This is a genomic window from Micromonospora sp. NPDC048835, from assembly GCF_040649995.1.
Taxonomy (GTDB): domain Bacteria; phylum Actinomycetota; class Actinomycetes; order Mycobacteriales; family Micromonosporaceae; genus Micromonospora.
The window spans coordinates 178,580-193,238 of sequence record NZ_JBEZGM010000010.1; the positions used below are offsets into that span (position 1 = coordinate 178,580).

The window sequence follows — 14,659 nt, forward strand, 5'->3', positions numbered from 1 at the left end:
GTTTCGCGGACCTCTCTAACGGATGGGCACGGTGGCGGTCACCGTGGCCTGGTCGATGTCTGTCGTGCGGGCAGTGATCTTCAGCTGCCAGTCGCCGGCGGTCGGCAGGCTGATGTCGCCGTAGGCATGGCTGTCCGTCAAGCGCAGCAACGGCACGTCGATCGGCTCGATCCCGGCCGCGGGCAGCGCGACCGTCGCCTTCCACTCCGCCACGAGCAGCGGCTGGTTGGCCTTGTCGTACGCGTACAGGTGCACCGTGTTGTTGCCCCGCTCGGCCGGGCTCACCTCGACCTCGACGGAGAGCAGCGGGCTGGACAGGCGGGTGCTGAAGAAGCCGGACTCGGCCCCGGCGGACGGACCGGCCACCGCGGTGCGGGCCGGCGTCGTCTGTACGAGCGTGGCGGACACGGCCAGCACCACGACGGTGACGGCCAACTCCACCAGGACCGCCCGGCGCACCGGCACCGGGCGCTGCGCCGCGACCCGGCTGCGCACCAGGTGCCGGGAGTACGCGGCCACGGCGATGACGATCGCGAACAGCCCGATCTTGGCGAGCAGCAGGCGACCGTACGTGGTCTCGACGAGCGCCTGCGGGGTGGCCACCTCGATCAGCGCCTGGACGGTGCCGGCCAGCAGCAGCGCCGAGACGGCGAGCGCCGCCCAGCGCGACCAGATCGGCAGGATCGCGCCCAACTCCCGCTCGTCGGCCTGCCGCAGCAGGAAGACGGCGAGCATGAGCAGACCGCCCAGCCAGACGGCCATGCTGCCCAGGTGGACCGCGTCGACCACCACCGAGACCGCCGGCGCCGGGGAGGCCGCCGGGTGCCCGGCCAGCGGCCAGGTCAACAGGGCGGCGCCGCCGAGCACGGCCAGGATGATCGCGTCCGCGCGGCCGGCGGGCCGGGCCAGCAGCGGGCGGAGCAGGAAGACGGATGCTGCCAGCAGGCCAAGTCGGACCAGGTGGGCGGCGCCGAAGGCGCTGCCGAAGACAGTGCCGAACCCCTCGCCGGTGACGTCGAAGAGACCACCGCCGGCCGTGTAGGGCACCTGCAGCCACAGGTCGGCGAGGGTGGCGACGGCCACCAGGCCGAGGCCGGTCCAGGCCAGCCGGGTCGGCCCACGCCGGGAGAGCCGTCGCGGCCAGAGCGCGGCGAGCACCAGCGCCGGCCCGACCAGCAGGACCAGGCCCGCGTAGCCGAGGAAGCGGGCCACCTTCACCGCCGTCTCCACGACCGGGTTGGCGCGACTGTCGGTGCCGGAGTCGGTGGGTGGGGTCGAGGGGGCACCGACCGAGTAGGTGAACGCCCCGGAGACCGGGTGGCTGTCGGCGGAGATCACCCGGAAGCTGACCAGGTAGGTGCCGCGGGCGCCACCCGGATCCACCGGAATTGTCACGACCGTGCTGCTGAACGACGGTTCGCCGCGGTCGGCCCGGGACCCGTCCGGCCCGATGACCCGGATCTTGCCGGGCACCTTACGGACCCCCTCGCTGAAGGTGAGGACCACCTCGGAGGGCCCGCTCGGCACGATCGACGCGGCGGCCGGGCTGCTGCTCTGCAGCACCGCGTGGGCGCTGGCGGAGGTGGCTGGCGCGATCAACAGGGCGACGACGGTGACCAGGAGGCCGGCGGCTGCGGCCAGCCGGGCGACCCAGCGGCGGGGGGCGACAGTCATGCCGGCCATGGTCGCCGATGGGTGTCCCCCTCGGCGACCCGAGGGGGGTGGTCGCGCCTGTGGTCGCACGTCATGAACTGGTAGTCGGCCGGGGCCTGAAGAAAGTTCCCGACGTGGCGCAGACCATCCAACGACCGAAGGACACTGACGTCGGGCCGGTCGCCGCGTAACCTGATGTGTCGTGATCCCTGTCCCGCGTGACTCCGGTGCCGCCGGTCCGGCCGCACCGGCTGGTGAGGTCGCCCGGGACCCGGCCACCGAATGGGCGCTCACCGCCCGCGACGGTGATCCCGCCGCCCAGGCGGCGTTCGTCCGACTGACCCAGGCCGAGGTCTGGCGGTTCGCCGCCGCCCTGGTCGACCCGGACAGCGCCGACGACCTGACCCAGGAGACCTACCTGCGGGCGTTCCGGGCCCTCCCGGCCTTCGAGGGCCGCTCCAGCGCCCGCACCTGGCTGCTCGGCATCGCCCGGCGCACCTGCGCCGACCACCTGCGTACGGTCATTCGGCGTCGACGACTCGACGAACGCCTCGCCGCGAACGCGTACACCGACCGACCACACCCGGACCCGGCCGGCCAGCTCGGCGCCGCCGACCTCATCCGCCGCCTCGGCCCCGAGCGGCGCTCCGCGTTCGTGCTCACCCAACTGCTCGGCCTCTCGTACGCCGAGGCCGCCGCCGTCGAAGGGGTGCCGGTGGGGACGATCCGCTCCCGGGTGGCCCGGGCCCGGGACGATCTGGTCGAGGCTGTCGGCGACGCCCTGACCGGCTGAGTTCGGAACTTCAGGCGCCGACGGGACGACAAATGAACGTGACAGCACCTTCCCCCGGGGGCCGCCGTTGGCCCCTGGTCCGCCCCTGGCTCGGCATCGCCGCCCGGCTCGGCCTCGCCGCCGTCTGGCTGGTCGCCGGCGCGTCGAAGGTCGGTGACCTGGCCGCCTCCGGGCGGGCGGTCAACGCGTACCAGGTGATGCCGTACGACGTGGCGACCGTGATCGGCGCGGCGCTGCCCTTCGTCGAGTTGGCGTTGGGTGTGCTGCTGCTGATCGGGCTCGCCACCCGGCTCGTCGCCGGGGTCTCCGCCGCGCTGCTCGTGGTCTTCATCGTGGGGATCGCCTCGGCCTGGGCACGCGGGCTGGCCATCGACTGCGGCTGTTTCGGCAGCGGTGGGCAACTGGCGGCGGGGCAGGCACCCAGTTACCTCCCGGAGATCCTCCGGGACCTGGGATTCTTGGTTCTGGCCGGATTTCTGCTGATCTGGCCGCGTACGCCGGTATCGGTGGACGGGTGGTTGGCCGGCGAACCCGTTGTGGAGGACGAGGATGAGTAGTCGCAAGGGGCAGCGGGACGCCGCCCGGGTGGTCCGCGAGCAGTTGGCCCGCGAGCAGCGCCGCCGTCGCACGATCTGGGTCTCCGCCGCCGCGGTCGTCGTCCTGGTCGTCGCCGGCGTCATCGGCTGGGCCGTCTGGTCCAGCCAGCGCTCCGACGACGTCACCACCCCGCCCGGCGCCAACGCGGCCGGCACCGGCATCGTCACCGGCGGCGGCCCGGTCACCGTCGACGTCTACGAAGACTTCCTCTGCCCGGTCTGCAAGCAGTTCGAGCAGACCAGCGGGTCGACCCTCGAACAGTTGGTGGCCGAGAACAAGGCGAAGGTGGTCTACCACCCGGTCGCCTTCCTCAACCGTTTCTCCACCACCGAGTACTCCACCCGCTCCTCGGCCGCCTCCGGCTGCGCCGCCGCCGGCGGCAAGTACCACGAGTACGCCAAGGCGCTCTTCGCCCAGCAGCCGCCGGAGGGCAGCGCCGGCCTCACCAACGACCAGCTCATCGACATCGGCACCAGCGTGGGCCTCGACCAGGGCTCCTTCGGCACCTGCGTCAGGGACGACACGTACAAGGGTTGGACCGAGCACGTCACCGACGACGCCAGCCGGAGCAACGTCACCGGCACCCCGACCGTCAGGGTCAACGGCAAACCGGTGGAGAACCCCACCCCGGACGCTCTCACCGCAGCCGTGGCGGCGGCCGGCAAGTGATCCGTACCCTGTGCGGCCGCGCCGGACTGGTCGCGGCCGCAGCCGGCCTGGTGACCCTGGTCAGCGCGGCGCCCGCCGCCGCGCACGGCGCGGACGCACCGGACGGCACCGACTACCGCACCCGCACCAACGGGGTCGCACCGGCGCGGCCCGGGCTCGAGGTACGCGTCATCGAGGCGGGCGCCCGACTGGAGCTGACGAACGACACCGGCCGCGCCATCGAGGTCATCGGCTACTCCGGTGAGCCCTACCTGCGGGTCGGCCCGGACGGGGTCTTCGAGAACAGCCACTCCCCCGCCACGTACCTGAACCGCACCATCGCCGGCGACACCGCGCTCCCGGCCGAGGCCGACCCGGCCGCGGCGCCATCCTGGCGGCGGATCGCCGACGGCACCACCGCCCGGTGGCACGACCAGCGCGCGCTGTGGCAGGAGGCGACGCCACCGGACGCGGTACGCGCCGCACCCGACCGCGAGCACCGGGTCCGGAACTGGACCATCCCGCTGCGCGACGGCACCAACCCGGTGGTGATCGGCGGCACCCTGGACTGGGTACCACCACCGGACGCGTACACCTGGTGGGCGGTCACCATCGTGGGGCTGCTCGCGGTGGGCGCGCTCGGCCTGGCGGCGGCAGGATCAGCGGCCGGAGGGCGGGCACTGTCCGCGCTCGGCGTGCTGCTGGTCGCCGGCGGCACACTCGCCGTCGGGTACCCGGTGGGACGGGAGATCGACGCGGGCGCCCAGGGCGTCGGCGGCGTGCTGGTCGGGCTGCTCTCCGGGCAGATCTGGTCCCTGCTCACCGGCCTCGGCGCCATCGCCGCCGGTTGGTACGCGCTGCGCCGCCGCCCGGCCGCCGACTTCGTGGTCGCGCTCGCCGGCGCCTGCCTGGCGCTCTTCGCCGGAGCGTCGAACGCCGCCGTGTTCGCCCGCTCCATCGCCCCGGTGCCCTGGTCACCCACGGCTGCCCGGGTGCTGGTGGCGCTCTTCCTGATCACCGGCACCGGCGCGACAGTCGCCGGCATCCTGCGCCTACACGCCGCCTCCCGCACCGCCACCCCGGTGCCAACCCCCTGACCCAGCCCGGCCCTGCTCGGCCCTGCGCGGCCCGGCCCTGCTCGGCCCTGCTCGGCCCGGCGATCTTGCACTTTGTGTCGGAGTTATGCGGCATTTGCGGCAAAGGCGGGGACAGAAAGTGCAAGATCGCGCGCGGGGTGCGGGCGCGCGGGGTGCGGGGTGCGGGCGCGCGGGGTGCGGGGTGCGGGGGTGCGGGGTGCGGAGGGGTCAGGGGTTTGGGGTGAAGCCTTGGGGGAGTTCCAGGCGGTGCTTCGCCAGCAGGGGGGCGTCGTTGAGCAGGGTGCGGGTGGGGGCGTCGGCGACGATCCGGCCGTCGTCCAGGATCACCGAACGCTCGCACAGCTCCGCCGCGTACGGCAGGTCGTGCGTGACCATCAGCAGGGTCACCGGCAGGCCGCGCAGGATCTCGGCAAGCTCCCGACGGGCCGCCGGGTCGAGGTTCGACGACGGCTCGTCGAGCACCAGGATCTCCGGGTGCATGGCGAGCACGGTGGCCACCGCCACCCGGCGGCGCTGCCCGAACGACAGGTGCTGCGGGGCCCGGTCCCGGTGTTCACCCATGCCCACCGCGGCGAGCGCCTCGTCCACCCGGGCGGCCAGCTCGGCCCCGCGCAGGCCCAGGTTCGCCGGCCCGAACGCCACGTCCTCCGCCACGGTGGGCAGGAAGAGCTGGTCGTCCGGGTCCTGGAAGACGATGCCCACCCGGCGGCGCACCTCGGCGAGGGTGGCCCGATCCGGGGTGACCGTCAGCCCGCCCACGCTCACGGTGCCCCCGGTCGGGGCGAGGATGCCGTTGAGGTGCAGCACGAGAGTGGTCTTGCCGGCGCCGTTGGGGCCGAGCAGCGCCACGCGGTCGCCGCGTGGCACGGTCAGATCGACCCCCCGCAGGGCGACGTGCCCGTCCGGGTACGCGTAGTGGACGCCCCGAACGTCGAGCGAGACAGCGGTCTGCACGACACCGATCATGACAGTACGACGGCGGTGGCGGCGATGGAGGCCGCCAACACCGGCACGGTCGCCGCGACCAGCCACTGGCCGACGCTCGCCGCGCCCTCGCCCTGCCACACGGCGGGCATCCGCCCGGTGTAACCCCGGGACAGCATCGCCAGATAGACCCGCTCGCCGCGTTCGAAGGCGCGCAGGAACAACGCCCCGATCCCGGCGGCGAAGCCGCGCAACTGCCACAGGAAGCGCGGGTCGTCGCCCCGGGAGATCCGGGCCACCCGCATCCGCCGCGCCTCGCCGACGAGCACGTCCAGGTAACGCAGCATGAACGTGGCGATCTGGGTGAGCACCTGCGGGCAGTGCAGCCGGTCCAGCCCCACGATCAGGTCCCGGGTGGTGGTGGTCGCGGCGAGCAGCAGCGAGGCGAGCACCCCGAGGGTGCCCTTGGCCAGGATGTTCCACGCGCCGTGCAACCCGTCCTCGGACAGCCGCAGGCCCAGCACCTCGACCCGGTCGCCGCTGCCGAGGAACGGCAGGGCGACGGCGAACAGCACGAACGGCAGCTCGATCAACGCCCGGCTGAGCAACCAGCATGGTCCCACCCGGGCCAGCGCCGCCACCGCCGCGACCAGCACGGCGTACGCGCCGAAGGCCCAGAACGCCTCGCGCGGGGTGGCCACCACAGCGAGGGTGAAGACCACCATCGCCACGATCTTGACTTCGGGCGGGAGCCGGTGCACCGGCGAGTCCGACTCGCGGTACAGCACGTGCCCGTGACCGGCTCCCATCCGCGTACCCCCGCTCAGCCGGCCGTGCCGACGCGCGACGTGGCCGCGTCACCCTCGGTGACCGGCGCGGAGGTCGCGTCGCCGCCGGTCGGCGCGCCGCCTCGACGGCGCAGCAGCCAGAAACCGCCGGCCCCGATCGCGAAGGTGACCAACACGCCGAGCACCCCGGAGAGGCCGGTGGAGACGAAGCTGTTCGTGACGCCCTTCACGCCGTAGTCGGCCAGCGGGCTGTCCCCCAACTCGTGGTCCTTCGCCTGCTGCGCCGGGCAACTGCCGGCGACGATGGTGTCGTCGGCGTCGACGGTGCAGCCCTTGAGCAGGGACGAGTCCAGCCCGTCCGGGTGGGACGAGGCGTAGTTGCTCACCACCCCGGCGAGCAGCAGGGCGACAAGCAGGCCACCGGCCAGGAAGGCCCAGGAGCGGTTCTTCATCGGACACCTCCGGAGACGGCGACAGCGGGGGTGGTGGGGGTACGCAGGGAGCGCAGCGCGTACACCAGGTCGGGGCGCACCTTGGCGACGGTCAGCACGGTGGTCGCGGTGATCAGCCCTTCGCCGATGCCGATCAGCAGGTGGGTGCCGGCCATCGTGCCGGCCAGGCCGGCGAGGTTGCCGCCCAGGTCGGTGGTGCCGCCGAGCCAGTACTGGAGGATGAAGCCCTGCGACGCGACCACCACGCTGAGCATGGCCGCGACGAAGGCGGTCACGGCAAGACCGGCGGGCGTGCGGGGCAGCACCCGCAGGAGCAGTGCGATCAGCAGGTACGCCGCGGCGGTGCCGAGCAGCGCCATGTTCGTGATGTTGAGGCCGAGCATCGCCACGCCGCCGTCGCCGAAGATCAGTGCCTGCACGACGAGCACCACCGACACGCAGAGCGCGCCGACCCACGGGCCGACGAGCATCGCGGCGAGCGCGCCACCGAGCAGGTGGCCGCTGACACCGGCTGTGAAGATCGGGAAGTTGAGCATCTGGACGGCGAAGATGAACGCCGCCACCAGGCCGGCCATCGGCGCCAGCCGGTCGTCCAGGTCACGCCGGGCGCGCAGCACGCAGACGGTGAGCGCGGCAAGAGCGGGCGCAGCGAAGATCGCCGCCACGGGACCATCGATGATCCCGTTCGAGATGTGCATCGCCAGTGTCTCCACGCGACCTCCCACGCGTCAGCGGGCCCGGACCGGACCAGCGAGGCTCAGCCTATTTCCCAGGTCTCGTTGTTGCCATAGCCTGGCAACAACGGGAGGTAATGATCACCTTTACCGCAGGTGACGAGCCGGAGGGAGCAGCGGCGACGGCAGCCAGGGATCGGCGTCGGCAGCGGCGCGGCGGGACCGGCGGCACCGACAGGCGCGGCGGTAGGGTCGGGCCATGACCGCGCCCGACCGTCTCTCCCCCGGTGACCCCGCGCCCGACTTCACCCTCGGCACCGACACCGGCGACCAGCTCTCCCTCGCCGACCTGCGCGGCCGCAAGGTCGTCCTCTACGCCTACCCGGCCGCGATGACCCCCGGCTGCACCAAGCAGGCCTGCGACTTCCGCGACTCGCTCGCCTCCCTCCAGGCCGCCGGCTACGAGGTCGTCGGCATCTCCCCGGACAAGCCGGAGAAGCTGGCGAAGTTCCGGGAGCGCGACGCCATCACCTTCCCGCTGGTGTCGGACCCGGACAAGGCGGTGCTTGTCGCCTACGGCGCGTACGGCGAGAAGCAGCTGTACGGCAAGACCGTGACCGGCGTGATCCGCTCGACGTTCGTGATCGACGCCGACGGCAAGATCGAGCGGGCGCTCTACAACGTCAAGGCCACCGGGCACGTCGCCAAGCTCCGTCGCGACCTCGGCCTGGACTGACTGTCGCACCAGGCCATTACTTTCCGTGAATGGCCCGATACAAGTACACCCCCGAGGTGCTCGCCACGGCGGCCGCCGCCGCGCGCAACGTCACCGACGTGCTGCGGTTGCTCGGCGTACGCGTCAGCGGCGGCGCACACGCGCACATCAGCCGCCAGCTCAAGAGGTTCGGCATCGACACGTCGCACTTCACCAGGCAGGCACACAACAGGGGGCGGCGCGGCGAACGGCGCACCACGTCCGCGCAACTCCTGGTCGTGCTGGCCAAAGGCTGGCGATACCGACCGATGAGCAGGAAAGCTACGACGGGGTGGCCGGCTTCGATCGCCGCCCTGCGGCCCGCCCGGAGATCGTCGACCTGTTCGGTCGGGTCGACGCCCAGCAGGTGACGGCCGTGGAGGCGGCACGGCAACTGGGCTGGACCCCGGCGTATCTGCACAAGGTCCGGCGATGGCTGGAGCAGGACGGCGTTCTGCCACCACGCCCGAACCGCAGTTGGCGCTCGGAAGCTCGTCGCGACGCGGTGATGGAGCAGGCGCTGGCGCACCCGGATGCCGGGCCGAAGCGACTGTCCGGGATCCTCCGCGGTCTGCCGGGCGGGGGTGCAGAGTTGGTCACGGCACGATCTCGACCGTCCTCAGGGAGGCCGGGCTCAACACCGTCGAAGCCAGACGCTCTAGACTCAGGGAGTTGGCGGGAGTGGCGGAACGGCAGACGCGCAGGTCTTAGGAACCTGTATCCGGAAGGATGTGGGGGTTCGAATCCCCTCTCCCGCACAGGTTGGGAACATCACCTGCCGGGCGGCACGACCGCTGTCGGGCGCGTCACTGTCGAGGGTCGCGGACGTCGTCGTGCGGGCAGGATGGCTCGCGTGAGTCTGCGCCTCGTCCTCGACCCCGACCTGACCCCGCAGCTACGCGCCGAGATCGTCGACCTCTGGGTGGACGTCAGCAACGCCGGCGGCGCGGTCGGCTTCGTACCACCGGTCACCACCGCCGACGTGCGGGTCACCGCCGATCCGACCTTCGCCGGCATCACCGACGGCCCGGACCGGCTGCTCGTCGGCTACTCCGGGGACCGGCTGGCCGGCATGCTGATCTTCACCGACAACCGTTTCTCGCTCACGGCGCACTGGTGTCTGCTGACGCGGGTGATGGTCCACCCGGACACCCAGGGCACCGGCTACGGCTCGGCGTTGATGATGGAGGCCGCCCGGCTGGGCAGGACGTTCGGCCTTGAGGCGCTGCACGTCACGGTGCGCGACGGTCTGGGGTTGGACAAGTTCTACGGCCGCCTCGGTTTCCGGGAGGTCGGCCGGTTGCCGGGAGCGTTGCGGCTGGCCCCCGATGACGACCGGGACGAAATTCTGATGTGGCTCGACCTGACCGTCGTCGACTGAACGGTCAGCCCTCGCACCACCTGGCGATCGCCCGGGCCGAACCGCTGGTCGGCGCCCCGGTGGCCGGCGCGCTCGTCTGGGCCACCTCGACCGGCCGACGAGCGGGTGTCGGCGTGGCCGCGGGTCGCTTGCTCGGCGGGCGGGTCGACGCGGACGGGCGCGGGGCCGGCCCGCCGCCGGGTGCGTACATCCGGACCGTGCTGTTCTGCACCTGGCCCGGTGCCATCCGGATGCCGCTGACGGTGACGCGCTTGCCGTACACGTCGCTGATCCGGAGGTTGAACGGGCCCGGTCCGGCGCCGGAGGCGATCAGCCAGTAGTTGTAGTCCTGCCGGGCGGCCGACTGCCAGGGGCCGCTGTCACCCTGCCGGACCTCGACGGACCGCAGCGGGTTGCCGTGGTTGCCGATGCGGACGGCGAACCACCACTGCGACGCGCCCTCCTTGATCCGGAAGGTGAGTGGTCCGGGCAGCGGCGGGTTGACCACCGCGCGGTAGGTGACCGGAACGAGGCCCTGGACCGGGTCGGCGATCCGGGCGAACGCCTCGCGGGACAGGTCGAGGTGGCCGGGTTCGCACTCCGGGCACTGGTCCATGATGAGCACCCGGACGGTGCCCTTCGGGCCGACGACGTCGAGGAACCCGCCGCAGGCGGCACCTGCCGAGTATTCGGTCGGACCGAGCGCGACGTAGAGCCGGTTGGCCGGGGCGGCCGGGTTGGAGCAGTTGCCGCCGGCGCCCTTGGAGTCGTAGAAGGTCGCTTTGCCGCTGTGGGTGGCGGTGCCGGTGGGCGGGGCGGCGGCGAGTGTCCGACCGGCGGCGCAGGCCGGGGTGGAGCCGGAGCGCAGGGTGAGGGTGAGCCCGAGCGCCGCGGCGAGGACGGTGACGCCGGTGGCGACCAGCCAGGGTTTCGCGCCGGACGGCGGCGCGGGTCGGGCCTCTGGCGGATGGTCCAGGTCGATCTCGATGTCGACCGCGCTTCCGTCCGTCACGACGGCGATGCTGCCGGACCCGGGCGGGTGCCGACAAGCGGGCTAAGCCAAAGCTAAGACAGTGTCGACGGACGGTGACCGCGAGGTACCGGCGGTCAGGGTGCGACGACGACCGGGGCGCCCACCGTCAGGGGTCCACTGTCGAGCGGCACCAGGTTCAGTCCGAAGAGGAGTTTCTGCCCGATGTTGCGGTGCCGCCCGAGGGTGCGTAGCGGCTCCTTGGTGCGTACCCCGGTCTCCTGGTCGGTGGTGGTCACCACGCAACGGTCGCACGGCCCGGCGGCGCGGAACATCCGGTCGCCGACGCGCAGTGGCCGACCGACCCACTCGTCCTCGGCCCAGGCGGGCGCGCCACCGACCACCAGGTTGGGTCGGAACCGGGTCATCGGCACCGGCTCCTCCCCCGCCTCGGCCAGCCAGTCGTTGAGGACGTCGAGGGACGCGGCGTTCGCCAGCAGCAGCGGGTAGGCGTCGGCGAAACTGACCTGGTCCCCGGTGTCGTGCTCGCGGGTCCCGGCGGCCAGGTGGCGGGTCGGCTGGGCCAACCAGACCAGCCGGACCGGTCGGCCGAGCAGGGTGCCGAGCCAGTCGTCGGCCGGTTGGCCGGCGGCGAGCGCGGGGACCGGGAACGCGCGGCTGCGGAAGGTGCGCACCGCTACCGGTTCGCCGCCGGCCGGTTCCGGCACGTCGAGGTCGGGCTGCCCGTCGGCGCGCAGCGACAGGCCGCCGGGGCGCACGTCGGCGCGCAGGTCGACCAGCCGGGTCGTGTCCCGTTGGGTGACGCCGACGCCGTCGTCGTCGACGATCATCCAGCGCCGGTCGCCGGCCAGGCCCCAGGGCTGCACGAACGCGCCGTCGTGGTCGAGCCGGTGACAACCCTTGATGGGGTACGTGTGAATCGAGGTCAGCCGCACCCGGCTACCATGCCACGCCGATTCCGTCGCCGGGCAATGCGGCGACGGGTGCGAGTGGGGTACGGGCGATGGTTCGGCGCACCTGCGCGGCGTCCACCTCTGCTTCATTTCAGGTTCAGGCATTCGTTGGTGGAAAAGGCCGTTTAGCCAGGATGTGCGGCCGGATGGACCACACGGGGGTACATGCTGGTAACCCGGAATCAGTAGCATCGCGGCATGCAGTATCGCCAGGAGTACGTGGAACCCCAGACCCAGTTCTTCGACCAGCAGTCGCCGCCCGAGCCGACTGAGCCGACTGAGGCGCCCCGGTCGCGGCGTCGCCGCCCCCGGTGGCAGAAGGTCGCCCTGATCACCTTTCTGGTGATGGCGTTGCTCGGCGGTGGCGGTCTCATCGCGGGCGGGCTCTACTTCCGTTCGATCAATTCCGGGATCGACCGGGTCGACGCGTTCGCTGACGTGCCCGAGGAGGGCCGTCCGCAGGCAGCGGCCAAGGGCGCTCTCAACATGCTGATTCTGGGCAGCGATTCCCGTGATCCGGAGGGCACGACCGGTTCGCGTACCGACAGCATCATCCTGGCCCACATTCCGAAGGATCGATCCAGCGCCCAGCTCGTCTCGATCCCCCGTGACACCTGGGTGCCGGTGCCGCGTTCCAAGGACGGCAACAACGGCGGCCGGGACGCCAAGATCAACGCTGCGTACGCCTGGGGTGGCGTGCCGCTGATGGTGCAGACCGTGGAGAAGTTCACCGACGTCCGGATCGACCACGTCATGATCATTGACTTCGCCGGATTCGTCGAGATCATCGACGCACTGGGTGGCGTCGATATCGACTCGGAGAAGTCGTTCACCTCGATCCACCCGCCGTTCCGTAACTTCAAGCAGGGCATGCAGCAGATGGACGGCGAGGCCGCTCTCGACTATTCGCGGCAGCGCAAGCAGTTCGCCGACGGCGACTTCGCCCGCATCCGGCACCAGCAGCAGGTCATCAGGGCAATCATGGACAAGGCGGCCTCCGGTGGCATCCTCACCAACCCGGGCCGGCTCAACTCGTTCGTGAAGGCCTCGTCCAGCGCGGTCTCGGTCGACGAGAAGATGTCCCTACTGGACATGGCGACCGACCTGCGCAACCTGCGCGGCGGCAACATGACCTTCCTGACCAGCCCGACGAAGGGCACCGGCCGGGTCGGCAGCGAGAGCGTGGTCTTCGCCAACACCGAGAAGGCCAAGTCCTTCTACAACGCGGTTCGGCGCGACGCCGTGCCGGAAATCCTGGCCGCCGGGAAGTAGGGCGTCCAATCGTCCATCCGGCTCTGGCGGCGCAGCTGAGCGACTCATATCCTGCGATCGCCCGAAGGCGCGACATGTAAGGCCGAGGGTAGTCACGGGGAGGAATCGATCATGTCACGCCATTCGGCGGTGAGTTATTCGAGCGTGCCTGACGGAGCCGGGCAGCAGGCGGTGGTGCCGCAGCAACAGTCGGCTGCACAGCAGTCGGTGACCACGGAGGGCGCGCAGGCGAACGACGGGCCAACCGTTGCCGCCATGCCCCGCGTCGAGCGGCCCGACCCGCCGGCGAAGGCAGCGATGGTCCCCGGTCTCGACACGACCGCGGTGCTGCCCTACGCCAGCTCCAAGGCCTCGACCGGCACCCGTTTCCTGCGTGCCTGGATGATGACGGCGCCGGTCGATGTCGTGGCGCTGCTGACCCCGTTGCTGCTGACCCAGAACTACTGGCGCGGGACGCTCGCCAACGCCGCCCTCACGGTGGCGATCTTCGCCGCGGGTGGGCTCTACCGGGCCCGCAGGCACGTCAGCATCCTCGACGAACTGCCGATCCTCTGCGGGCGGTTGCTGGCCTCGGCCGCGGTGGTGGCCATCATCGCGGCCGAACGGCACGCCTCGGTGGAGTACGTGACAAGCTTCATGCGCGGCGTCGCGCTCTCCGCGGCGTTGGTGATCGCGGGTCGTGCGTTCAGCCGCAAGTTGACGATCGTCGCGCGCCGGCGACGGTGGGTGGAGCACAACGCCATCATCATCGGCAGCGGCCCGATCGGCGTGGAGCTGGCCCGGCTGCTGAGGCGCTACCCCCAGTACGGCCTGCGCTTCGTCGGCTGCGTCGACGCCGCATCCCGACAGGACCCCGGCGCCGTTCCGCTGCTCGGCACCCTCGACAACGTCGAACAACTGGTCCGGCTGCTGAACTGCGACGTCCTGGTCATCGCCGACCCGGACTGCACGGAGTCCACCCTGATCGCGACCCTGCTCCAGCCCAACACCTCGCGCTGCGACCTCTGGGTGGTGCCGCGCCTGTGGGGGTCCCGGTCCCAGGCGGGGTACCCCGACCACATCGGCGCCATTCCGATTGCCAAGATCGGCGACACGACGCTGTCCGGTCCGCGCTGGGCCATCAAGCGGGCCTCCGATGTCCTCGTCGCCAGCCTTGCACTCATCCTGCTGAGCCCGGTGCTGCTGCTCTGCGCGATCGCCACGTTCATCGACGGCGGCCGGGGCATCTTCTTCTACCAGGAACGGATCGGCAGGTACGGCAAGCCGTTCAACGTCATCAAGTTCCGCTCGATGCGCCCGGTCGACGAGCAGGAGTCACAGACCAACTGGTCCATCGCGCACGACCGGCGGGTCGGCCCGATCGGGCGGTTCATGCGCCGCACGTCCCTGGACGAGCTGCCGCAACTGTGGAACATCGTGCGCGGTGAGATGAGCGTGGTCGGGCCCCGGCCGGAGCGGCCGCACTTCGTGGAGAAGTTCTCGGCCGAATACCCGAACTACGCGATGCGTCACCGGGTGCCCGTCGGCCTGACCGGGCTCGCGCAGGTCAGTGGCCTGCGCGGCGACACCCCGATCTCCGACCGGGCGAGGTTCGACAACTACTACATCGAGAACTGGTCACTCTGGCTCGACGTGAAGGTGGTGCTCCGGACCGTCGCGGAGGTGTTCCGGGGTGGCGGTCGCTGACGACAGCCACCTGCCGG

16 protein-coding genes and 1 tRNA gene are annotated in these 14,659 nt (G+C 71.7%); 10 read left to right on the forward strand and 7 right to left on the reverse strand.

All coding sequences use genetic code 11. The features are described 5' to 3' along the window. Positions 1 to 15: 15 nt before the first annotated feature. The gene (locus AB0C15_RS14955) at positions 16 to 1,683 is read right to left on the reverse strand and encodes a copper resistance protein CopC (protein WP_357352051.1); all 1,668 of its coding nucleotides are present in this window, start codon (positions 1,681 to 1,683) and stop codon (positions 16 to 18) included. A gap of 172 nt (positions 1,684 to 1,855) precedes the next feature. Between AB0C15_RS14955 and AB0C15_RS14960 the strand changes: the two genes are divergently transcribed. The 4 genes from AB0C15_RS14960 to AB0C15_RS14975 are packed head-to-tail and all read left to right on the forward strand — an operon-like array spanning position 1,856 to position 4,788. Then, positions 1,856 to 2,446 carry a sigma-70 family RNA polymerase sigma factor gene (locus AB0C15_RS14960; protein WP_357352053.1) on the forward strand — a complete coding sequence of 197 codons (591 nt, stop codon included), beginning with the start codon at positions 1,856 to 1,858 and terminating at the stop codon, positions 2,444 to 2,446. A gap of 32 nt (positions 2,447 to 2,478) precedes the next feature. Beyond that, positions 2,479 to 3,003, forward strand: coding sequence for a MauE/DoxX family redox-associated membrane protein (locus AB0C15_RS14965; RefSeq protein WP_357352055.1), 525 nt, complete (start codon positions 2,479 to 2,481; stop codon positions 3,001 to 3,003). Further along, the gene (locus AB0C15_RS14970; protein ID WP_357352057.1) at positions 2,996 to 3,712 is read left to right on the forward strand and encodes a thioredoxin domain-containing protein; all 717 of its coding nucleotides are present in this window, start codon (positions 2,996 to 2,998) and stop codon (positions 3,710 to 3,712) included. The genes AB0C15_RS14965 and AB0C15_RS14970 overlap by 8 nt, the downstream gene beginning before the upstream one ends. Further along, a complete protein-coding gene (locus tag AB0C15_RS14975) occupies positions 3,709 to 4,788 on the forward strand; it encodes a hypothetical protein (protein ID WP_357352059.1) in 1,080 nt (359 codons plus the stop codon). The genes AB0C15_RS14970 and AB0C15_RS14975 overlap by 4 nt, the downstream gene beginning before the upstream one ends. Positions 4,789 to 4,995: 207 nt before the next feature. Here AB0C15_RS14975 and AB0C15_RS14980 read toward each other — a convergent pair whose 3' ends face one another. The 4 genes from AB0C15_RS14980 to AB0C15_RS14995 are packed head-to-tail and all read right to left on the reverse strand — an operon-like array spanning position 4,996 to position 7,665. After that, the gene (locus AB0C15_RS14980) at positions 4,996 to 5,754 is read right to left on the reverse strand and encodes an ABC transporter ATP-binding protein (protein WP_357352061.1); all 759 of its coding nucleotides are present in this window, start codon (positions 5,752 to 5,754) and stop codon (positions 4,996 to 4,998) included. Beyond that, positions 5,751 to 6,521, reverse strand: a complete 771-nt coding sequence (gene cbiQ / locus AB0C15_RS14985) for a cobalt ECF transporter T component CbiQ (protein WP_357352063.1) — start codon at positions 6,519 to 6,521, stop codon at positions 5,751 to 5,753. Before cbiQ ends, AB0C15_RS14980 begins: the two co-directional genes overlap by 4 nt. A 14-nt stretch (positions 6,522 to 6,535) precedes the next feature. After that, positions 6,536 to 6,952: a PDGLE domain-containing protein gene (locus AB0C15_RS14990; RefSeq protein WP_357352065.1), complete on the reverse strand. Its 417-nt coding sequence runs from the start codon at positions 6,950 to 6,952 to the stop codon at positions 6,536 to 6,538. Further along, positions 6,949 to 7,665, reverse strand: coding sequence for an energy-coupling factor ABC transporter permease (locus AB0C15_RS14995; protein WP_357352067.1), 717 nt, complete (start codon positions 7,663 to 7,665; stop codon positions 6,949 to 6,951). The genes AB0C15_RS14990 and AB0C15_RS14995 overlap by 4 nt, the downstream gene beginning before the upstream one ends. A gap of 220 nt (positions 7,666 to 7,885) precedes the next feature. Between AB0C15_RS14995 and bcp the strand changes: the two genes are divergently transcribed. From bcp to AB0C15_RS15015, 4 genes are all read left to right on the forward strand, one after another. Then, complete coding sequence (gene bcp / locus AB0C15_RS15000; RefSeq protein ID WP_357352069.1) at positions 7,886 to 8,362, forward strand: thioredoxin-dependent thiol peroxidase; 477 nt, start codon at positions 7,886 to 7,888, stop codon at positions 8,360 to 8,362. Between the two features lie 29 nt (positions 8,363 to 8,391). After that, on the forward strand, positions 8,392 to 8,751 hold the full coding sequence (locus AB0C15_RS15005) for a hypothetical protein (protein ID WP_357352071.1): 360 nt from the start codon (positions 8,392 to 8,394) through the stop codon (positions 8,749 to 8,751). Positions 8,752 to 9,055: 304 nt separating this feature from the next. Then, positions 9,056 to 9,138 (forward strand) — tRNA-Leu (locus AB0C15_RS15010). 95 nt (positions 9,139 to 9,233) lie between these two features. Then, positions 9,234 to 9,761, forward strand: coding sequence for a GNAT family N-acetyltransferase (locus AB0C15_RS15015; RefSeq protein WP_357352072.1), 528 nt, complete (start codon positions 9,234 to 9,236; stop codon positions 9,759 to 9,761). 4 nt (positions 9,762 to 9,765) lie between these two features. On the opposite strand, the gene AB0C15_RS15020 is transcribed toward AB0C15_RS15015, so the two are convergent. Both AB0C15_RS15020 and AB0C15_RS15025 read right to left on the reverse strand, forming a co-directional pair. Further along, positions 9,766 to 10,752: an expansin EXLX1 family cellulose-binding protein gene (locus AB0C15_RS15020; protein WP_357352074.1), complete on the reverse strand. Its 987-nt coding sequence runs from the start codon at positions 10,750 to 10,752 to the stop codon at positions 9,766 to 9,768. Positions 10,753 to 10,847: 95 nt separating this feature from the next. Continuing rightward, positions 10,848 to 11,666 carry an MOSC N-terminal beta barrel domain-containing protein gene (locus AB0C15_RS15025; RefSeq protein ID WP_357352076.1) on the reverse strand — a complete coding sequence of 273 codons (819 nt, stop codon included), beginning with the start codon at positions 11,664 to 11,666 and terminating at the stop codon, positions 10,848 to 10,850. A 363-nt stretch (positions 11,667 to 12,029) separates the two neighbouring features. On the opposite strand from AB0C15_RS15025, the gene AB0C15_RS15030 reads away from it, so the two are divergent. Beyond that, positions 12,030 to 12,956 (forward strand): LCP family protein, encoded by a 927-nt coding sequence (locus AB0C15_RS15030; RefSeq protein ID WP_357352154.1) that lies wholly within the window; start codon positions 12,030 to 12,032, stop codon positions 12,954 to 12,956. A 255-nt stretch (positions 12,957 to 13,211) separates the two neighbouring features. Further along, complete coding sequence (locus tag AB0C15_RS15035) at positions 13,212 to 14,642, forward strand: sugar transferase (RefSeq protein ID WP_357352156.1); 1,431 nt, start codon at positions 13,212 to 13,214, stop codon at positions 14,640 to 14,642. Positions 14,643 to 14,659: the final 17 nt, after the last annotated feature.

What these genes read in the sequence shown, in the direction of transcription:
- AB0C15_RS14955 (WP_357352051.1), bottom strand. Translation starts at nt 1,683, where the DNA reads ATGGCCGGCATGACTGTCGCCCCCCGCCGCTGGGTCGCCCGGCTGGCC.
- AB0C15_RS14965 (WP_357352055.1), top strand. Translation starts at nt 2,479, where the DNA reads ATGAACGTGACAGCACCTTCCCCCGGGGGCCGCCGTTGGCCCCTGGTC.
- AB0C15_RS14970 (WP_357352057.1), top strand. Translation starts at nt 2,996, where the DNA reads ATGAGTAGTCGCAAGGGGCAGCGGGACGCCGCCCGGGTGGTCCGCGAG.
- AB0C15_RS14980 (WP_357352061.1), bottom strand. Translation starts at nt 5,754, where the DNA reads ATGATCGGTGTCGTGCAGACCGCTGTCTCGCTCGACGTTCGGGGCGTC.
- cbiQ (WP_357352063.1), bottom strand. Translation starts at nt 6,521, where the DNA reads ATGGGAGCCGGTCACGGGCACGTGCTGTACCGCGAGTCGGACTCGCCG.
- AB0C15_RS14990 (WP_357352065.1), bottom strand. Translation starts at nt 6,952, where the DNA reads ATGAAGAACCGCTCCTGGGCCTTCCTGGCCGGTGGCCTGCTTGTCGCC.
- bcp (WP_357352069.1), top strand. Translation starts at nt 7,886, where the DNA reads ATGACCGCGCCCGACCGTCTCTCCCCCGGTGACCCCGCGCCCGACTTC.
- AB0C15_RS15005 (WP_357352071.1), top strand. Translation starts at nt 8,392, where the DNA reads ATGGCCCGATACAAGTACACCCCCGAGGTGCTCGCCACGGCGGCCGCC.
- AB0C15_RS15030 (WP_357352154.1), top strand. Translation starts at nt 12,030, where the DNA reads ATGGCGTTGCTCGGCGGTGGCGGTCTCATCGCGGGCGGGCTCTACTTC.
- AB0C15_RS15035 (WP_357352156.1), top strand. Translation starts at nt 13,212, where the DNA reads ATGCCCCGCGTCGAGCGGCCCGACCCGCCGGCGAAGGCAGCGATGGTC.